At 69.8% G+C, this 17,879-nt stretch carries 19 protein-coding genes; 7 read left to right on the forward strand and 12 right to left on the reverse strand.

Annotated features, from left to right (window positions below; genetic code table 11):
• Positions 1-53 precede the first annotated feature (53 nt).
• Both ACIP6W_RS05315 and ACIP6W_RS05320 read right to left on the reverse strand, forming a co-directional pair.
• The gene (locus ACIP6W_RS05315; protein WP_066651228.1) at positions 54-1,382 is read right to left on the reverse strand and encodes a sugar ABC transporter substrate-binding protein; all 1,329 of its coding nucleotides are present in this window, start codon (positions 1,380-1,382) and stop codon (positions 54-56) included.
• Positions 1,383-1,416: 34 nt separating this feature from the next.
• Positions 1,417-2,565 carry an ROK family transcriptional regulator gene (locus tag ACIP6W_RS05320; protein WP_251154378.1) on the reverse strand — a complete coding sequence of 383 codons (1,149 nt, stop codon included), beginning with the start codon at positions 2,563-2,565 and terminating at the stop codon, positions 1,417-1,419.
• 216 nt (positions 2,566-2,781) lie between these two features.
• Here ACIP6W_RS05320 and ACIP6W_RS05325 point away from each other — a divergent pair, with 216 nt between their 5' ends.
• From ACIP6W_RS05325 to ACIP6W_RS05335, 3 genes are all read left to right on the forward strand, one after another.
• Positions 2,782-3,687 carry an ROK family protein gene (locus tag ACIP6W_RS05325; RefSeq protein WP_251161094.1) on the forward strand — a complete coding sequence of 302 codons (906 nt, stop codon included), beginning with the start codon at positions 2,782-2,784 and terminating at the stop codon, positions 3,685-3,687.
• A 111-nt stretch (positions 3,688-3,798) separates the two neighbouring features.
• Complete coding sequence (locus ACIP6W_RS05330; RefSeq protein WP_400428587.1) at positions 3,799-5,121, forward strand: hypothetical protein; 1,323 nt, start codon at positions 3,799-3,801, stop codon at positions 5,119-5,121.
• Positions 5,122-5,164: 43 nt separating this feature from the next.
• Complete coding sequence (locus ACIP6W_RS05335; protein ID WP_251154381.1) at positions 5,165-6,868, forward strand: beta-N-acetylhexosaminidase; 1,704 nt, start codon at positions 5,165-5,167, stop codon at positions 6,866-6,868.
• Between the two features lie 102 nt (positions 6,869-6,970).
• On the opposite strand, the gene ACIP6W_RS05340 is transcribed toward ACIP6W_RS05335, so the two are convergent.
• From ACIP6W_RS05340 to ACIP6W_RS05350, 3 genes are read right to left on the reverse strand one after another with little or no spacing between them, the layout of a single operon-like run.
• On the reverse strand, positions 6,971-7,588 hold the full coding sequence (locus ACIP6W_RS05340; RefSeq protein WP_066651220.1) for a TetR/AcrR family transcriptional regulator: 618 nt from the start codon (positions 7,586-7,588) through the stop codon (positions 6,971-6,973).
• A 48-nt stretch (positions 7,589-7,636) separates the two neighbouring features.
• Positions 7,637-8,194 (reverse strand): MarR family winged helix-turn-helix transcriptional regulator, encoded by a 558-nt coding sequence (locus ACIP6W_RS05345; protein WP_066651217.1) that lies wholly within the window; start codon positions 8,192-8,194, stop codon positions 7,637-7,639.
• A 47-nt stretch (positions 8,195-8,241) separates the two neighbouring features.
• Entirely contained in the window at positions 8,242-8,424 is a 183-nt protein-coding gene (locus ACIP6W_RS05350) for a hypothetical protein (RefSeq protein ID WP_066651213.1), read from the reverse strand.
• Positions 8,425-8,565: 141 nt separating this feature from the next.
• Between ACIP6W_RS05350 and mgrA the strand changes: the two genes are divergently transcribed.
• Positions 8,566-9,609, forward strand: coding sequence for an L-glyceraldehyde 3-phosphate reductase (gene mgrA, locus ACIP6W_RS05355; RefSeq protein ID WP_066651210.1), 1,044 nt, complete (start codon positions 8,566-8,568; stop codon positions 9,607-9,609).
• 135 nt (positions 9,610-9,744) lie between these two features.
• Here mgrA and ACIP6W_RS05360 read toward each other — a convergent pair whose 3' ends face one another.
• The gene (locus ACIP6W_RS05360; RefSeq protein WP_066651209.1) at positions 9,745-10,536 is read right to left on the reverse strand and encodes an alpha/beta hydrolase; all 792 of its coding nucleotides are present in this window, start codon (positions 10,534-10,536) and stop codon (positions 9,745-9,747) included.
• Positions 10,536-11,063 carry a phenolic acid decarboxylase gene (locus ACIP6W_RS05365; protein WP_209684726.1) on the reverse strand — a complete coding sequence of 176 codons (528 nt, stop codon included), beginning with the start codon at positions 11,061-11,063 and terminating at the stop codon, positions 10,536-10,538. The genes ACIP6W_RS05360 and ACIP6W_RS05365 overlap by 1 nt, the downstream gene beginning before the upstream one ends.
• Before the next feature lie 62 nt (positions 11,064-11,125).
• Between ACIP6W_RS05365 and ACIP6W_RS05370 the strand changes: the two genes are divergently transcribed.
• From ACIP6W_RS05370 to ACIP6W_RS05380, 3 genes are all read left to right on the forward strand, one after another.
• Entirely contained in the window at positions 11,126-11,596 is a 471-nt protein-coding gene (locus ACIP6W_RS05370) for a MarR family winged helix-turn-helix transcriptional regulator (RefSeq protein ID WP_081984511.1), read from the forward strand.
• Between the two features lie 123 nt (positions 11,597-11,719).
• The gene (locus ACIP6W_RS05375; RefSeq protein ID WP_111228184.1) at positions 11,720-12,163 is read left to right on the forward strand and encodes an Hsp20/alpha crystallin family protein; all 444 of its coding nucleotides are present in this window, start codon (positions 11,720-11,722) and stop codon (positions 12,161-12,163) included.
• A gap of 14 nt (positions 12,164-12,177) precedes the next feature.
• A complete protein-coding gene (locus ACIP6W_RS05380; RefSeq protein ID WP_400428590.1) occupies positions 12,178-12,492 on the forward strand; it encodes a hypothetical protein in 315 nt (104 codons plus the stop codon).
• A 105-nt stretch (positions 12,493-12,597) separates the two neighbouring features.
• Here ACIP6W_RS05380 and ACIP6W_RS05385 read toward each other — a convergent pair whose 3' ends face one another.
• From ACIP6W_RS05385 to ACIP6W_RS05405, 5 genes are all read right to left on the reverse strand, one after another.
• Entirely contained in the window at positions 12,598-13,479 is an 882-nt protein-coding gene (locus ACIP6W_RS05385) for a manganese catalase family protein (RefSeq protein ID WP_209684732.1), read from the reverse strand.
• Between the two features lie 159 nt (positions 13,480-13,638).
• Positions 13,639-14,982: an MFS transporter gene (locus ACIP6W_RS05390; protein ID WP_400428592.1), complete on the reverse strand. Its 1,344-nt coding sequence runs from the start codon at positions 14,980-14,982 to the stop codon at positions 13,639-13,641.
• Complete coding sequence (locus tag ACIP6W_RS05395; RefSeq protein WP_400428594.1) at positions 14,975-15,700, reverse strand: 2OG-Fe(II) oxygenase; 726 nt, start codon at positions 15,698-15,700, stop codon at positions 14,975-14,977. The genes ACIP6W_RS05390 and ACIP6W_RS05395 overlap by 8 nt, the downstream gene beginning before the upstream one ends.
• On the reverse strand, positions 15,697-16,881 hold the full coding sequence (locus ACIP6W_RS05400; RefSeq protein WP_251161088.1) for a hypothetical protein: 1,185 nt from the start codon (positions 16,879-16,881) through the stop codon (positions 15,697-15,699). The genes ACIP6W_RS05395 and ACIP6W_RS05400 overlap by 4 nt, the downstream gene beginning before the upstream one ends.
• A complete protein-coding gene (locus tag ACIP6W_RS05405) occupies positions 16,874-17,740 on the reverse strand; it encodes a ThiF family adenylyltransferase (RefSeq protein WP_400428596.1) in 867 nt (288 codons plus the stop codon). Before ACIP6W_RS05405 ends, ACIP6W_RS05400 begins: the two co-directional genes overlap by 8 nt.
• Between the last annotated feature and the right edge of the window lie 139 nt (positions 17,741-17,879).

Here is a 17,879-nt window from a genome sequence, read left to right on the forward strand (position 1 = left end):
GGTGCGGGAGCCGTCGCGTGACGACGGCGCCCGCACCGTCCTGGTGGGTCGTCCTACTGCTTGTTCAGGACGTCGTCGGCGGCCTTGTCGAAGGTCGCCGCGGCTTCCTCCGGCGTCTTCGAACCGGAGACGATGCTCGAGAAGAGGGTGTTGATGCTCTGGTCACCCTCGAGGTCGGCCCACCGGGCGTTGGCCGGGGTCGCCTTCGAGTTCAACGCCGCGGTGAAGAAGGCCTTGTTGATCTCGCTCAGGCTGGAGTCGGCGGCCTTGATGCCCTCGGTGCTGTTCGGGATCCAGCCGTTGTCGCCGTAGACGTACTTGCTCTGGACGTCCGGGCTCGACGCGATCTCGACCCACTTGAGCGCCAGGTCGGTGTTGCCGGACTTCGCTGCGATGCCCCAGTCCGATCCACCGAGCATGACCGGCTGTGTCTTCCCGGACTTCCCCGGGAACGGGAAGGTGCCCATCGTGTCCGCCGTCATCTCCGGGTTCGCCTGCTCGATGAGCCCGAGCGTGCCGCTGGTGCTGAGGATGGCCGATGTCTTGCCGTCCGCGAAGACCTGGTTCATGTCCGGGCTGTCGGTGTTGAGGGTGGCCGAGGCCTTCGTCGAGTACGCGTTCGCGAACGCCCGGAAGTCCTCGAGGCCCTGCTGCGCCTTCGCGTCGCCGAACCCGGCCTTCCACGTCCCGCCGTCCTCGGTCGCGATGTCACCGCCCGCGTCCCAGACGAACTGCATCCCGGCGTACCAGTACTGACCGGGCATGTAGAAGGCGGAGAAGTCCTTCGCGGTGTTCGCTGCCTTGACCTTGTCGAGGTCGGCCGTCAGTTCCTCGTAGGTGGTCGGGACCTCCGTGATGCCGGCGTCCTTCCACATCTGCTTGTTGTAGATGACCGATCGGGCGCCGGCGAAACCGGGGACGCCGTAGAGCGAGCCCTCCACCGTGGCCGGGTCGGACAGGCCGTCGAGCCAGGTCTGCCCCTGTGCCAGGTCCGACTCGTACGGGGTGAGGTCCAGCAACGCGCCGTTCGCTGCGTAGCTCGCGACCTGCGTGTTGCCGAGGTCGAGGACGTCCGGCGGCGTGTTCGTGGCCAGCGCGGTCGAGACCTTGGTCGTGATGCCGTCCCACTGCTGGATCTGCACCTTGACCTTCGCGCCGGTCTCCTTCTCGAACTGGTCGTTGATCGCGGCGATGGTCTTGTCGGAGTAGTCCCCGGTCATCGCCCACACGGTCAGCGTCTTGCCGTCCCCCTTGACGTCCCCGATCTCCTTGGTGCCACCGCTGCCACCAGCACCGGTGTTGCCGGCGCTGGAGCACGCGGTCACCCCGAGGGCGACGGTCAGGGCCACGGCAGCTGCTGCCGCGAACTTCTTCGTACGCATTGCTTCTCCTTGGTGGTCGTTCTGCTGTGTCGGATCAGCTGACCCCGAGCTCCGCGGCGAGCAGGAACGCTGCCCCGCCCCGGAGGATCAGGTCGCTGTTGGTGGACGTGGCCGTCACGGCGAGGTCGTCACCCACGCTCGCGAGCGTGCGGGCCGAGACGGTGTCGTGCACGGCTTGCACGAGGGGACCCTCGACGAGGTCGGCGGGCCCGGTGACGACGATCTCGGTGATGTTCACAGCACTGACGATCGGAGCGAGCACCCGGCCGAGGGTGTCCCCCGCAGACCGGAGGAGGCCGGCACGGTCGGCGACGGGGGCAGCGTCGAGCCGCCGAGCCAGGTGGTCGGCCCCGATGATCACCTCGAGGCACCCACGGCGCCCGCAGGGGCACGGCTCGCCGTCCTCGTCGATCGTCAGGTGGCCGATCTCACCTGCCGCGTAGCGCTCACCGAGCACGAGTCGTCCGCCGAGCACCATCCCCGTCCCCACGCCGTGCTCGAGCGCGACGACGAGCACGTCCCGGGTCGGGTCGACCTCGAAGGCGTGGACGCCGAGCGCCGCGACGTTCGCGTCGTTGAGGACGTGCACCGGGAGCCGGAAGTGCTCGGCGAGCTGCCGCTGCAGGGGCAAGCCGCCCCCGAGTGCGACCGAGTCGAGGACCGTGCCCGTCTCGTCGATGACGCCGGGGCACCCGACGGCGATCCCGAGCAGGCGACGCGACGTCGTCGCCGCCAGGCGCTCGACGAGTCGGATGATGCGGTTGAGGGCCTGGTCCCCGACGGCACCGTCGACCTCGATCTTCGCGCTGTCGACGACGTCGCCACGCAGGTTCGTGACCGCCCCGACGAAGTGGTCGGGGACGGAGAGGTCCACGACGACGATGTGGAAGGCGTCGACGTTCAGGTTGATCAGGGTCGCGGGCTTCCCGACGCGCAGGTCCTCGCGGGGCCCGAGTTCGGTGACGAGGGCATCGGCCTCGAGTTCGGCGACCAGACCGGAGACGGTCGGCCGGGTGAGCCCCGAGTGCCGGGAGAGGTCCGCTCGGCTCATCGCGCCGTCGGTGAAGAGCGTCTGCAGGATCAGGGAGCGGTTGAGCGCCCGGCTGTGCTGCGGCAGGGCCTTGCTCCGTTGACGCCGTACCTGCGCCGCGAAGGGTGCCGGAGCATCCGTGTCGTTCGCCAATGGGGTTCCTCCCTCCGAGTGGTTGCCTTAGTAAAGGACCGTTCCTAATCCGATGTCAAGCACCGATCTGAAGCCGTAACAGCCCCGTGATCTCGCGGAAACACTGCTCGACACGCTCTTGCCAGCGTCGAGTTAGGCGTGTTTACTAACCCGCATGCGCAGCCTTGACGCCGCGTCCTCGCTGACGAGGCCGCGCACCCCCAGGACGGGAGCACCATGAGGATCGGCCTCGACATCGGCGGGACGAAGATCGACGCCGTCGCCGTCTCACCGGCGGGCGACGTGGTCGATCGGGTCCGGGTCCCGACCGGCTTCGGGCCCGACGCGGTGGTGGCCGAGACGCTCGCCGTCGTCCGATCGCTCGAGGTCCGGACGCGCTCGACCGCGGACACGATCGGCATCGGTGTCCCCGGTCTGGTCGACCACGAGACCGGCTGGGTGCGACACGCTGTCAACCTCGGGCTCTCGGAGGTCGCACTCGGTCCGCTGGTGGCCGCTGCGACGGGCGCGGCGGTCCAGGTCGAGAACGACGTGAACGTCGCCGCGCTCGGTGCCGCGCAGGCGATGCAGCTCGACGGGCCGCACGCGTACCTGAACATCGGGACGGGACTCGCCGCCGGACTCGTCGTCGACCGGCGCCTGTGGCGCGGAGCACGGGGCAACGCCGGCGAGGTCGGGCACATCCCGGTCGTGCCGGACGGGCAGCCCTGCGTGTGCGGTCAGCGCGGCTGCCTCGAGACCCTCGCATCGGGGTCCGCCCTGGCAGTCGCGTGGCCGGGCCACGGCAGCTCCGCAGCGACGGCCCTGTTCGACTCGGCCGACGCGGGTGATCCCGCTGCCGTCGCCGTCCGCGACCGCTTCGTCTCGGGCCTCGCATCGGCCGTGCGCATCCTCGTCGTCACGGCCGACGTCGAGTCGGTCGTCGTCGGCGGTGGGCTCGCCACCCTCGGCGAACGCCTGCTCGCCCGCGTCCGCGCCGGCTTCGACGGCGCCGCGCGCACGTCCCCCTTCGCCGCCTCGCTCGACCTGTCGTCCAGGGTCCACATCGCCCCCGTCGACCGTCCGCTCGCCGCACTCGGGGCCGCGTTCCTCGCGCCCGCGCCGGCCGTCTCGACCGCCTGACCGCGGTCGAGCCAGCCGTCTCGACCGCCTGACCGCGGTCGACCGGCCGCCCGCACCACCGAAGCCTCGAACCCACCGATCGCGTCCCGACGCAGCGGAAGTGAGCACGCCATGACCGGAACATCCCGTCCCTCCGACCACGACAGCCCCCGAGCGAGCGGCACGCTGACGCGCCGAGGGATCGTGCTCGGCGCCGCGGCGACCGTCGCGTCCGCCGCGGTCACGCTCGGCGCCCCGGGCATCGCCGCCGCGACGCCGCCGACCGTACCGCGCGGGGGTGCTCGACCCCCGACCGGTCCGGTGTCGCGCGCCCGTTCCCGCGACCTCGCCTACGAGTACCTCGACCTCCGCATGGACGAGTACGGCTCCGGCACGGAGCTCCGCCTCCCCCGCAGCTACTTCGGCGGGTACTTCGCGTCGCTGCCCACCGAGTTCGTGTCGTCGTTCGCCTACGACGATGCCCTCATGGTGCTGGCCTGGCTCGGCCGGGGCCGGCACCGCGACGTCCAGCGGGCCACGGTGCTCGGGGACACCCTGCTGGCGCTGCAGGCTGCGGACCCGATCGGCGACGGTCGGACCCGGGCCTCGTACCAACCCGACACCTTCCCCGTCGCGACGCCCCCGCGTCCGATCGACATCGGTTCCCCCGCCGCCTACACGGGGAACCAGTCGTGGGTCGGCATGGCGTTCTGCCGCCTGTTCGTGGTCACCCGGGAACGTCGGTTCCTCGACGGCGCGCTCCGGCTCGGCACCTGGATCGAGACGAACGCCCGCGACGACGTACGACAGCCCGCCGGGTACACGGGCGGACGGAACGCCGACGACCAGCCGATCACCTACAAGTCGACCGAGCACAACATCGACGTGACGGCGTTCTTCACCCAGCTCGCCCGGCTCACCGGCGACCGCACCTGGTCCCGACGAGCGACCCTGGCGGAGTCCTTCGTCCGCGCGATGCAGGACCGGACCGACGGGCACCTGTGGACCGGCACCGACCCGGACGGCACGACGATCAACCGCACGCCGATCCCCGAGGACGTGCAGGTCTGGGCGTACCTCGCCACGCTCGATCGCCGGTACTCCGCATCGGTCACCTGGGTGCTCGACCACCTCATCGCCCACGACGGTCCGTACACCGGCCCGTCCTTCTCGGACACGGACGTCAGCAAGGTCTGGTTCGAGGGGTCCGGTCAGCTGGCGCTCGCCCTGGAGGCACGGGGCACGCGAACGGACCGCACCCGGTCCGCCTCGGTCCTCGACAGCGTCCAGCTCGCGCAGCGCACGCAGGCGAACGGCGACGGGAAGGGCATCGTCTCGGCGTCGTCCGACGGACTCGACACCGGGTTCGGCGACCTCTACCACTCGAGCCTGCACACCGGTGCGACGGCCTGGTACCTGCTCGCCGTCACCCGCACGAACCCGTTCCGCCTCTGACCATCCCGATCCGTCCCCGACCACCCCGGAAGGACAGCACCGCATGCTCATCCCCCGCCCCCGCTCCCGCGTCGACGGCGCCGGCTCGTTCACCCTCGACGAGCGGACCCGCGTCACCGCCGACCCCGCGGCCGAGCCGGTCGCGCAGTACCTGCAGCAGGTCCTGCGCGCCTCCACCCGTCTCCCCCTGTTCGGCGCCGCCGGCGCGACCGACGTCCCCCTGGTCGCCCTCCGGGTCGCCGCCGACCCGAGCGACCTGCCGGAGGGCCCCGGCGGTGACCGCTCGGAGGCCTTCCGGCTGGAGGTCACCGCCGAGGGCGTCGTCGTCACCGGCGGTGGCCCTGCCGGCGTCTTCTACGGCGTCCAGGCACTGCTCCAGCTGCTCCCCGCCGACGTGTACCGCCGCGGCCAGGTGCGCACCGAGGGGTGGACGCTCCCGGTGACGGTCGTCGAGGACGCCCCGGCCTTCGCCTGGCGCGGCGTGATGCTCGACGTCGCCCGGCACTTCCGCACGAAGGCCGAGGTCCTGCGCCTCGTCGACCAGCTCGCCGTGCACCGGCTCAACCGCCTGCACTTCCACCTGACCGAGGACCAGGGTTGGCGCATCGAGATCACGAAGTACCCGCGGCTCACCGAGGTCGGGTCGTGGCGCACCGAGTCGCAGGTCGGCGCACACGTGCCGGACGCGGACGGCACGCTCCGGGTCGCGGGGAAGGACGGACGCCCGCACGGCGGCTCCTACACCCAGGACGACATCCGCGAGATCGTGGCCTACGCGGCCGACCGGTTCGTCACGGTCGTGCCGGAGATCGAGACCCCCGGACACGTCCGCGCCGCGCTGGCCGCGTACCCGGAGCTCGGCGTGCACCCGGAGCGGCAGCTCGACGTGTGGACCGAGTGGGGCATCGCGCACGACGTGATGAACGCCGAGGACAGCACGGTGCGGTTCTTCACGGACGTGCTCGACGAGGTCGTCGCGCTCTTCCCCTCCGAGTACATCGGCCTCGGCGGCGACGAGTGCCCGAAGGACCAGTGGGAGGACGATCCCCGCACCCAGGAGCGCATCCGGGAGCTCGGCCTCGCGGACGAGGAGCAGCTGCAGGCCTGGATCGTCGGACAGCTCGCGGCGCACCTCGAGTCGCACGGACGCCGGGCGTTCGGGTGGGACGAGATCCTCGAGGGCGGCACGCTGTCCCCGTCGGCGACCGTCGTCTCGTGGCGCGGGTTGCAGGGAGCGATCACCGCCGCACGGCGTGGGCACGACGTCATCTCGACACCGGACGACCAGGTCTACCTCGACTACCGGCAGAGCGACCTGCCGAACGAGCCGATCCCGGTGTCGATCGTGCTCACCGTCGACGACGTGTACGCCTTCGACCCGGTGCCCGCGGAGCTCACCGAGGCGGAGCGGGCACACGTCATCGGCGGGCAGGCGAACATGTGGACCGAGCACGTCGACACCGTCGGCCGACTCGACTACCAGCTGTTCCCGCGCGTGGTCGCCCTGTCCGAGGCGCTCTGGTCGGCGGACGTCGCCCGCCCGCGCGACGTCGAGGAGTTCCGGCAGCGGTTGACGCACCACCTCGCCCGGCTCGACGCGCTCGGCGTCGCGTACCGGCACGAGTCCGGCCCGCGCCCGTGGGAGGAACGGCCCGGTGTGCCGGGTCGCCCCCACAGCCGCGAGGAACGCGCGGCGTACGTCGACGCGATCACGGCGAACATCGCGGACGGTGCGCCGGCGTCCTGAACGGGGCGACCGACGGACGGGAGGCGCGTGGCGGCACCGCCACGCGCCTCCCGTCCGTCGCTGGTGGCGCACCGGCGACGGGTCCGGCCGCGCGGAGCCGCCTCAGTCGTCCGCGGCGGGGATGATCGACTCGAGCAGGCGGAGCACCCGCTCGCCGTCGACCGCCTCCGGGTCGAGCAGCCACTGCACCTGCAGGCCGTCGGACGCGGCGATGCCGAGGCTGGCCAGGTCGACCGGGTCCAGGTCGGCCCGGATCCGTCCGGCGGCCTGGTCCGCGGCGATCAGCTCGGCGAGGTCGGCGCGGAGCCGCGTGAAGCGCTCGCGCATGAAGTCGCGCGTGGCGGGGTGCCCCTCCTGCACGGCGTCGGCCGCGAGCGTCGTGTAGAGCTGCACGAGCCCGGGGACCGCGCGGTTCCGCGACGCGCTCTCCCGCATGTCGCCGATCGCGGACCGCAGGCGGTCCGGGGCGTCCTGCTCACGCACCTCGTGCTCGCGGTAGACGGCGAGCAGCAGTTCGTCACGGCTCGGGAAGTAGTGCCGGAGCGCCGCGTGGGTGATCCCGAGCGCGTCGGCGACCGAGCGGAGCGACGACGCGTCGACGCCCTGCGCCGCGACCATGCGGATCATCTCGTCGAGGATCTGCGCACGGCGTTCGGCGCCCTTGCGGTACCCACCGCGTCGGGGCGGGGTCGCGCCGTCGTCGTCGACCTCGTGCGTCATCCCCCCAACTTACCGCTGGAAGGTTTTCGCGCCACCCTGCGGTCGCCGCTAGGAGTCGTTCGGCTCCGCAGCGCCGTCGGGGTCGACCGTGTACTCGTCGACGGGTGTCGGGGTCCCGACGGCGAGGGCGTCGGTGATCTGCGACAGGCAGCGCGCGAGCACCTCGTTGTCCTCGCTCGACAGGTGGTCCATCACGCCGACCACGGCCTCGTGGAACCGGGCGTACGACGAGTCGATCTTCTCGGCGGCCTGCACTGTCGGCTCGAGCACCTGCGCCCGTCGGTCGGTGGGGTGCGGCACGCGGACGATGTCGCCCTTCGCCGCGAGCCCGTCGACGATCTTCGTGACCGACGCGTTCGAGACGTTGAGCATGACGGCGAGGTCCTTCGGGCCCATCGCCCGACCGTCCCGGTGCGCCTGCAGCATGTACCGCACCGTCAGGAACTCGTTCTTCGTCAGGCCGCTCTCGGTGCGGGCCTGCTCGAGCTGCTGCTCCTCGACGTGCTGCAGACGCAGGAGCGCGTCGACGGCGACCTTCGCGGCCTTCGACCGCGGCTCCCTGGCGTAGAGGTGGACGTGCTCACGGCGGACGACGGTCAGGGGCATCGGCTGGTGGGGTCTCTCTGTCGGGCGGATCCGGTCGGAGCGGGTGGCTACGCGGTGGGCGCCGTGAAGAAGTCAGCGTACGACGGTTCGCTGCGCGTCGACAGGAGCGACGGGTCCTGGATGCGCCGGGACACCCAGGCGTCGATCACGGCGGGGTCGGTCAGGCCGACCCGCGTGTGGGTCGCGGACATCCGTGTGGTGCGCGGCATCCCGGAGTACGTGCTGTGCATGACTGATCCCGCCTTCCTGCGTCGTTGCCGTCCTGGTCGGACGAGTGAACTGTTTCACGACGCGAACGATCAGTGCAACGAACCTTTCGCGTTCTGTACGGTTCGCGCGGCACTCGACAGGGCGGGGCCAGGATGGGTCCCATGTCCTACATCGCCGCGGACGACCGCTACGACTCCATGCCCTACCGCCGGACCGGCCGCTCCGGCCTCGACCTGCCACTGCTCTCGCTGGGCTACTGGCACAACTTCGGCGACGACAAGCCCTTCGAGACGCAGCGGGCGATCAGCCGCCGGGCGTTCGACCTCGGCATCACGCACCACGACCTCGCGAACAACTACGGCCCGCCCTACGGCGCCGCCGAGGTGAACTTCGGCCGGCTCATGCGGGAGGACTTCCGTCCCTACCGCGACGAGATGGTGATCTCGACGAAGGCGGGCTGGGACATGTGGCCCGGGCCGTACGGGCAGGGCGGCGGCTCGCGGAAGTACGTGCTCGCCTCGCTCGACCAGTCGCTCGAGCGGATGGGCCTGGACTACGTCGACGTCTTCTACTCGCACCGCCTCGACGCCTCGACCCCGCTCGAGGAGACCATGGGCGCACTCCACACCGCGGTCCAGCAGGGCAAGGCGCTCTACGTCGGGATCTCGTCCTACGACGCGGAGCGCTCCCGACAGGCCGCCGAGATCCTCCGCGACCTGGGCACGCCGCTCCTCATCCACCAGCCCTCGTACTCGATGCTCAACCGCTGGATCGAGGACGAGGGCCTGCTCGACGCCGCGGGCGACCTGGGCTTCGGCGTCATCGGCTTCACCGCGCTCGCGCAGGGCCTGCTCACCGGGCGGTACCTCGACGGCGTGCCGGAGGACTCGCGCGCCGCCGCCGGGAAGTCCCTCGACGCCGGGTCCCTGACGGACGAGGTCGTCGGACACCTGCGGGCGTTGAACGACATCGCGTCCGACCGCGGGCAGAGCCTCGCGCAGCTCGCACTCGCGTGGGCACTGCGCGACGAGCGGGTGACCTCGCTCGTCATCGGGGCGTCGCGCGTCGAGCAGCTCGAGCAGAACGTCGCGGCGCTCGGCAACCTGTCCTTCACGGACGACGAGCTGCGCCGCATCGACGAGCACTCGGTCGGCGTGCTCGACGTCGACCTGTGGTCGGGAGCCCGTTCCGGTCAGGTGAGCTGACCCCGGACCGGCTCCGTCCGCCCGGCCCGGCCCGGCCCGGCCTGGCGCAGATCGCGGAACGCAACGTCGGCGGTCGCTCGCAGCGCTGTACCGCTGCGAGCTGCCGCCGACGTTGCGTCGTGCGGGACGGTGGCGTCAGCGCAGGCCGAGCCGCTCGTCCAGCAGCGCCAGGAGCCGCTCGCGGAAGGGCACCGAGGACCAGCCGTGGTCCGCACCGTCGACGACCGTGAGTCGCGCACCCGGCAGGAGGTCGGCGTACCGGCGACCGTACGACACCGGCACGATCGCGTCCTCGCTGCCGTGCACCACGTCGGCCGGTCCGCCGTAGCCCGACACCGGCCCGTACACGTCGAGGTCGTCCTGCACGTCGGCGATGAACGCGCCACCGAGGGGCATCCCGCCGAAGTCGAACCATCCGTGCTCGCGCACCGGGGCGAGCGGCTGCCCCTGGATCACGTCGTGCTCCGTGATGTCGTCCACGACGACGCCGGCGGGTGACCACAGCGTGAGCGTCCGGACGAGCGAGGGCTCCTGCGCCGCGGCGAGCGCCGACTCGACGGCCCCCAGGCTGTGCGCGACGACGTGCACGCCCTGCCCACGGTCGGCGGCGCGGATCATCGTGACGACCTGCTCCACCTCGTCACGGATGGTGATGTCCGCGAACTCCCCGTCACTGGCGCCCTGTCCGAGTCGGTCGTGACTGCGGACGACCGCGCCTCGGGCGACCAGGTGTCGTGCGGTCTGCACGAAGAGCTGGTGCCCGCCGAGCGCACTGTCGCTGAAGCCGTGCACGAGCAGCACGACGGGCGCATCCGCGGCCGCACCGTCCTGCGGCTCCCACTGCCATCCGCGGACCGTCCGACCGTGGTGGTCGAGCGTGGTCGGGGTGGTGCGGGGATCGGCGCCCCGCAGCGGCACGACGGACATCAGTTCGTCCGGTCCGCCCAGCCGGCCGGCAGGTCACCGGGAGCGGTGTCGATCACGGTCTCGTCGTCCGCGCCGACGTGCTCGAACAGCGTGATGTGCGCGAACTCCGGCACGACGTAGATCGGGTAGGTCGGACCCTCGTCGCGGAAGCGCTGCATGTCGTCCAGGTGGTCGTTCTGGAACAGCACGGTCTTCTGCCCGTCGAGCTCGATCCAGCGCGGGAAGAAGATCGTGCCGTGCAGGACGCGCTGCTCCGGGACGACGTTGACGACGACGCTGGTGCCGGTCGGCTCGTTCCAGGACACCTTGTAGACGCCGGGGGCGAGGGCGACGAGGTCGACGGTCTGGTCCTTCACCCAGCGACCGCCGACGTGGCCGGTGTGGATGCGGTAGTCGATGGTCGTCGCGTTCTTGACGTACATCTCGTACTGCCAGCCGTTGGCGTACGTGTAGACGAACCGGTGGCCGACGATGCCGGTGAGGTCCTGGGGCGGTTCGGGGTGCTCGACGGAGGTCTGCGTGGTCATGCATCGAGTTTGCTCCCGAACTGGTTTTGTTGCAAACAGACCTCGCTGCTAGGTTGCCGTGTGTGCAGGGTACGGACGGACCGGGCGGCACGACGCAGGTCGCGCGCAGGCTGAGCGACCGCATCGGCCCGTTCCGACGCGCCCTCCTCCGCACCTCGCGCGAGGTCGCCGACCTGCCGGACCTGCCCGACGCCCAGGTCGAGGTGATGCGGGCCCTGACGGGGACCACGACCACGCCCTCGGCCCTGGCCGGCCGGCTCGGACTGGCTCGCTCGACGGTGAGCAACCTCGTGTCGGCGATGGAGACCGCCGGGCTCCTCGAGCGACGACTGGCAGCGGGTGACGGACGCCGGACCGAACTCCGCCTGACACCCCTCGCCGAGGAACGACTCGCCGCCTACGACGACGCCTCGACCACCGTGCTCGTCGAGGCGCTCGACCGGCTGCCCCCCGAGGACCGAGCCGCGCTGGCCGCAGCGCTCCCCGCACTCGAGCACCTCCACCGCGAGATCGCGCACCGCGGCGACCACTGATCGTCGGCGACCCGGTGCTCCCAGCGCCCTCCGAGCGTTCTCTTGGCACTCCTGAGGGGAGAGTGCTAGAACATGACGCAGTTGAGTCGAAGGGACTCAACAAGGACGAAGGAGTTGATCTCGATGACGATGCAGTTCGACCCGTTCCGCGAGCTCGACCGACTCGCCGGCTCCCTGCTCGGTGCCGGCGCCGGTGCTCCCCGCTCGATGCCGATGGACCTGTACCGGACCGGCGACCACTACGTCCTCGACGTCGACCTGCCGGGCATCGACCCCGGATCGGTGGACGTGGACGTCGACGGCTCGGTGCTCACCATCCGCGCCGAGCGCACGCTCGGTGCCCCCGAGGGTTCGCAGTGGCTGACCCGCGAGCGCCAGCCGGGCACGTTCGTCCGGCAGCTGACGCTCGGCGACCACCTCGACACCGCGCGCATCAGTGCCGCCTACGACAACGGCGTGCTGAGCGTCACGATCCCGGTCAAGGAGTCCGCGAAGCCCCGGAAGATCGACGTCACCACCGGTGGCGGGGCGCAGCAGCTCGCGGTCGGCAGCGGTTCCGCCGAGTAGTCCGGGGGCGTGCGGTGACGACGATCATCAACGCCTTCCTCGCCGTCGCGGTCGTGACGGGAGCGCTGGTCGCGACGAGCCTGGACCGTCGGGTGGCCGTGCTCCTCGGCGCGGCCGGCAGCACGGCGGGGAACTTCCTCACCTGGCTGGTCGCGCCCGGCGCGTGGGCACAGGTCCCGCTCCTCCCCTGGCTCGCCGCGGTTGCCGGCACGGTCGCGCTCATCGCACTCTGGAGCGCGACGCGCCTCTGGTCCGGCATCTTCGAGCCAGCGCGCGCACCGCGCGACGACGACACCGCCGCGCTGGCGACGGTGGGCGTGGAGTCGTGACGGCGTGACCACGTGACGCACGGGAGGCCCGGTGCCGGCTGGCACCGGGCCTCCCGTCCGTCTCCCGGCCGCGTCGGGTGGTGAGGCCGCGCGACCGGCGGACCGTCACTCCTTGTTGAGCTTGTCCTGCACGAGCCCCGCGGTCTTCTCGACGACGTTCGGCAGCTCCGTCGTGCCGTAGAACCGCACGTCCGGGTGCGTGGGCGGCGGCATCGGCACCGACGACGTGGGGCCGTCGTGGTAGGAGTACTCGCCCTTGCCGTCGAACGACGGGCCGCTCGCCCAGGGGCCGTCGCCGGCCTCCTTGCCGTCCGAGAAGTTGAGGTACTGGTAGCTGAACTCGGTGTGCTCCTTCGACTGCGGGAAGTTGCTCGGCACCGGGAAGCCCTCGACGCCCTGCTCGCGGAGCTCGGCCGCGGCGGTCGCCCACATGTTCTGGTGCATGGTGTCGCGGGCGATGAGGAACGAGAGCAGGTCCCGCACGCCGTGGTCGTCGGTCATGTGGTAGAGCCGGGCAGCCTGGACACGGCCCTGCATCTCGGCGTTCTCGTTGGCCGTGAAGTCCGCGAGCAGGTTGCCCGACGCGGTGATGTAGGAACCCTGCCAGGGGTTGCCGTTGCTGTCGACCGGACGGGCGCCTGCACCCGCGACGATGGCGTGCTGCACGTCGGTCCCGCCGACGATCGCGGCCACGGTCGGGTCGTCCTGCAGCGCGTCCTCGGTGATGCCGAGCGGGCTCTTCTCGAGCAGCTGCGCGATCATCGTCGCGAGCATCTCGACGTGGCCCATCTCCTCGGCCCCGATGCCGAACACCATGTCGCGGTACTTGCCCGGGATGTGCATGTTCCACGCCTGGAACTGGTACTGCAGGGCGACGGAGATCTCGCCGTACTGACCCCCGAGCACCTCCTGCAGCTTGCGCGCGTACACCGCGTCGGGCTTGTCGGGGGTGGCCTTGAACTGGAGCTCCTGCTTGTGGAAGTACAACTCGTTCTCCTGTCTCGATGGTCGTCACGTCGTCGTGGTGCACGGCGGCGCGGCGGGGTCCGTCGTCGTGGCCGACGCTCCGCTCGGATGACTGGGCGGGCGTTCGGGGTGGACGGATCGCGCGGGTCCGTTGGCCGGATCGCGCGGACGACGTCCCGGTCAGTTCACCGAGGGGCGTTGCGTCTCCGTCCGGTCGGTAGACGCTTTGGACGACCAGTCGGGGACCGCGAGGACCCAGAGACAAGCGCTGAGCATGCCGACCGAGGCCACGGCCAGTGGGAGCGCAAGAAGGAAGACCGTACCGAGGATGCCGCCGAGCACAGCCCCTGGGATCTCGCCGATGAGCGCGAGAACGCGTTCAGCGGCAGCGATCTGCCCGGCCATGTGTCCCGGACTCTTGACCTGACGGATGGTGTTGAAGAGCACGATGCAGACGACCATGCACAACGAGAACAGCGCCTGGGAACCCGCCACGATCACGAGTGCAGCGGCGTCCTCGACACGATCCGCGAAGATCAGAGCGGCAACACAGAAGGCCGGTAGTGCCAAGGCGCAGCAGTAGAAGGCCTTGGGAGATGCCGCCACCGCGGCTGACGCAGCAGCCACCGCCCCGAGAAGAGCTCCCCCTCCAGCAGAGACAGCAACGACGGCAATCGCGGCCGCGTCGAACTCGAGCTCACGCACGCAGTAGATCAGGAAGACCGCCTGGAACACGGCACTGAACAGGTTGAACTGCAGTGACGACATAGACAGCCTGCGCAACACGACATCGCTCCAGATGAATCGCACACCGCTCATCGGACCGTTCGTCCGCTTCGGGAGCGGCTGCGGCTGCGGCTGCGGCTGCGGCTGCGGCTGCGGCTGCGGCTGCGGCTGCGGCTGCGGCGGAGCCTGATCCTCCAGAACGGCGTCCCGAGCCCTGTCCGATCGACGCCGGAGGAAGAGCACCCCCGCGAATGCCGCGACTCCGAAGGTGAGCGAGCCCAGACCGGCGCCCGTCGCGAATCCGAGTGATGTCACGAGTAGTCCCCCGACGCCTGGACCAGCGAGTTCGGAGAGGGTGGAAGCAGTGCGCAGCACAGCATTGATGCGGTTGAGACCGTGATCGGACCGAACCTCGAGGTGCAGGACGGCCGCGGTGAGGCCCGCGTCATGGGCGATCGAAGCGACCCCGATGCAGAGCATGGCGACGTAGAGCAACCACATCTGCGGAGCCGTGCTCAAGCTCAGACCGAGCAGCGCCAGGACCGTGAAGCGCAGCAGATTCGCGGCGGTCATGGCTCGCACACTGCCCGCTCGATCGATCCACCGGCCGAGGACGATCCCGACAGCCAGAGCAGCGACTGAATCAGCCAGGTTCAGGGCTCCGATCGCGAGCGGCCCGGCTTCGAAGAGTTGCACGGCCGTCAGGGGGACGAGGAAGTACGTGATCTGTAAGCCGAGCGCACCCCCGATCTCGGATGCCGTCAGGGTGGCGAGGAGACGTCGGTGGTGTTCACGCACGTTCTTCCCCGAAGTGGACCGCGATCGAGTACCGGGTCCAGTCCGTTGACGTGTTCGGCTCGACCTGGTGGAAGTGCTCACCCGCCAGACGCATCATCGCGACCGTGCCGGGCCGTGGCTCGACGACAGCGCATCGCCCGTCCGGCTTCTCCGCCACCAGGTGGGTTCCGGCCCCGTCGGGCCAGTGGTCGTGCAAGAAGAACACCAGTCCGAAGACGCGTCCGTCGTAGAGGTCGTCGTGTCTCCGAAGGTAGTGACCGGGTCGATACCGCGCGATGTCAGCGGATCGGTACTGCAACCTTCGCCCGTCGGCCTGACTGAAGCGACGGAGGACCGTGTCACTGTGCAGCGCGGACAACAACCCTCGAAGCGCGTACGCATCCGGGGCGGGTTTCCGGAGTGAGTCTGACCATGAGAATCGCTCCGCAGCCGGAAGCGCGTCGAATCGCGAGCCTGACACGATCTCGACATCGCCGCCAGCGTCCAATCGCCACCGCTCCTCGGCCCACTTCGGGTCGGATCTCATGTCTTGAAGGACCGCCTGCCAGTCAAAGGACGACCGGAGCGCGACCGTCCTGGCGAGAGAATCACCTCGCAACACCTCCTCGAGACTCCGAACGAACGTGTCGCTGCTGAGGAAGGCGATCGCCTCGTCACGGATTGCGAGTCCCGCTTCCCGGCGAGGTCCGCGAGATGTGTCAGACGACGGGGTACTCATGCGATCTCCAGTTCATCAAGGGGCAGGATGCCCATCTTCGAGACGGGGGGCTTCCACCCGTGGTTGTTGGATCGGCCAGCGATGTAGTTGCCTACCGAACCGATGCCCGAGCATTCGGCCAGGACGCTCGGACTCGTGATCGGTTCCGAGTTCCTGCCGAGATCGTCCCGGTCGAGCAAGGCATGCAAGCGCGCGCGTCGGTCTTCGTCACCGACCGCTGCCCAGGGACTCGCCGCGAGCGTTCGCTGCAATCCGGTACCTGCGGAGTTCATCGGCACGATGATCGTCATGAACAGTCCGGGCTCGGATCTGGGACGGGGATCCTCGCGGTAGGTCGTTGCACGGCTGGCCAGCCGCGGCTTGCCGAGCGTGGCATCGGCGGCATCACAGATTGCTCGAGCAACGTGCCGGTTCGGCGAGAAATCCGCGAAACGAAGAGTTGCTCTCCGCCATGTCGAATCGATGGCGACGGTTGGTTCGTGAAGGGGTTCGCATCCTGGCGCGGAGGAGAGTCGATGAGCGAGTCGGCCTCGAAGGAGACCGGGGTCCACCGTTGCGAGATGTCCTCGGGGGCCCTCCGCGAAGGTCACGAACGTCAGCAAGGTGGTGGAGACCTGCGCGCTCAGCTCCGAGGTCGCTGGCAGACCCGAGGCGGTCCAGCGTCGATCCGGAACCATGCTCCGACCGTCGGAGTCCACCGTGACACGAACCTCCGAGTTCGAGGTGATCGGGTACAGGTCTGCCGCCGACGATCGTTCTCGAGCACGCGCGGCCTCACTCGCGGATCCGAGCCCGATCCAGAGGTCGTAGGCATCGAAGAAGGGCCGGATGTCGGCGTAGGGTGCACGAGTCGTGATCCGCATGGTGCCCTCCCCTTCTGCCTGCACTGACGTCAGGAAGTGGAAGGCAGCAGCTCCGCGGATGCTCGCGCTGGTGCGCCAGGCTTCGAGGACCTGTGCCGCGGAGCCGACCCGCGCGATGTCGACCTCGATCCGCCAGTCGTGCGCGTCGAGTCGAGTGATGAGCGACGCGCCCACGTTGCGGTACTCGTTGGTCTGCGTCACCGATTCGAAGAGCGGCACGCTCCACAGCCTGCTCACCTGCATACCCGCCCAATCGCGCGCCTGCAGGCCGACCCCGTCAGGGCGACGATCGAGAACGAGATCGAGCGTTTCACGCATCGAGCACCTCGAAGGGCAGATTCGTGCCGCTCAGGAACTCGACCGCGCGATGGGCAGCAAGCGCAGCGACCACAGCATTGGTCGTGGCCAGGGAAGCATCCGTTCCGCAGAACGACGTCTCCGGCCCCGGCGCGTGCGAGACGGGGTAGATCCGCCCCTGCCGTACTCCGACCCCAGCGATGAGGAAGGGCACTCCGAGTCCGGCCGCCGCAGCCGCAACGTCTCTGGAGATGTCCACGGGGTCATCGATCGCCACGATCAGGAGTGTCGGGTCGAACGAGCGGATCAGCTGGCGGAGCTGGTCGTCTGCTCGCACGCGTGTGTGCAGCGTGTCGCAGCGTGCTCGGGTGAGTCGGCTCTCGACGTAGCGTTGCGCAGCGACGACCTTCGGCAATCCGACATCACTGTAGGTGTACAAGCTCTGTCGGTTGAAGTTGCTCTCCTCGACGGCGTCCTGGTCAACGAGGAGGTAGTCCCGCACCCCGACCCCGACCATGTGCCTGAGGAACTCGGATCCGGTGCCACCAAGGCCGAGGAGCAGCAACCGGGCCCGTTCGAGCCGCGCTTGGATCGCAGCGGAATCGTCGCCGAACGCGTCAAAGTACTCGAGCTGCCGGGCACATCGCCCAGCAATGTCGCGGTCACCGGGCGATCGCATGACAACGCCGAGTCGTTCGAGTTCGCGGATCACACGCTCAACCCGATGAGACGGCTCCTCGGCAAGCCGGAGCGCGTCGAGCAGGAGTTCGACGCCGCCGGGCATACGAACGGTGAACTGCCGGGCCTCACCAGCGAATCGGAGTTCGTCCGCCTGGGTGTGGATGATCGACCAGCCAGGCCGGACCTTGTACGAGTTCATCAGTTCTCTCGGTTCAAGGTGCTGGGAGGACGAAACGACCCTCCCAGCACCGGAATCGTCCTACGTGCGGACCGTGATCAGGTGCGTTGCGTTGTCGAGCTCTTCGATGTAGAAGACGTCGTCGGTAATCGGCTGCTTG

The sequence above is a fragment of the Curtobacterium sp. NPDC088465 genome (assembly GCF_044753165.1).
In the GTDB taxonomy this organism is placed as follows: Bacteria; Actinomycetota; Actinomycetes; order Actinomycetales; family Microbacteriaceae; genus Curtobacterium.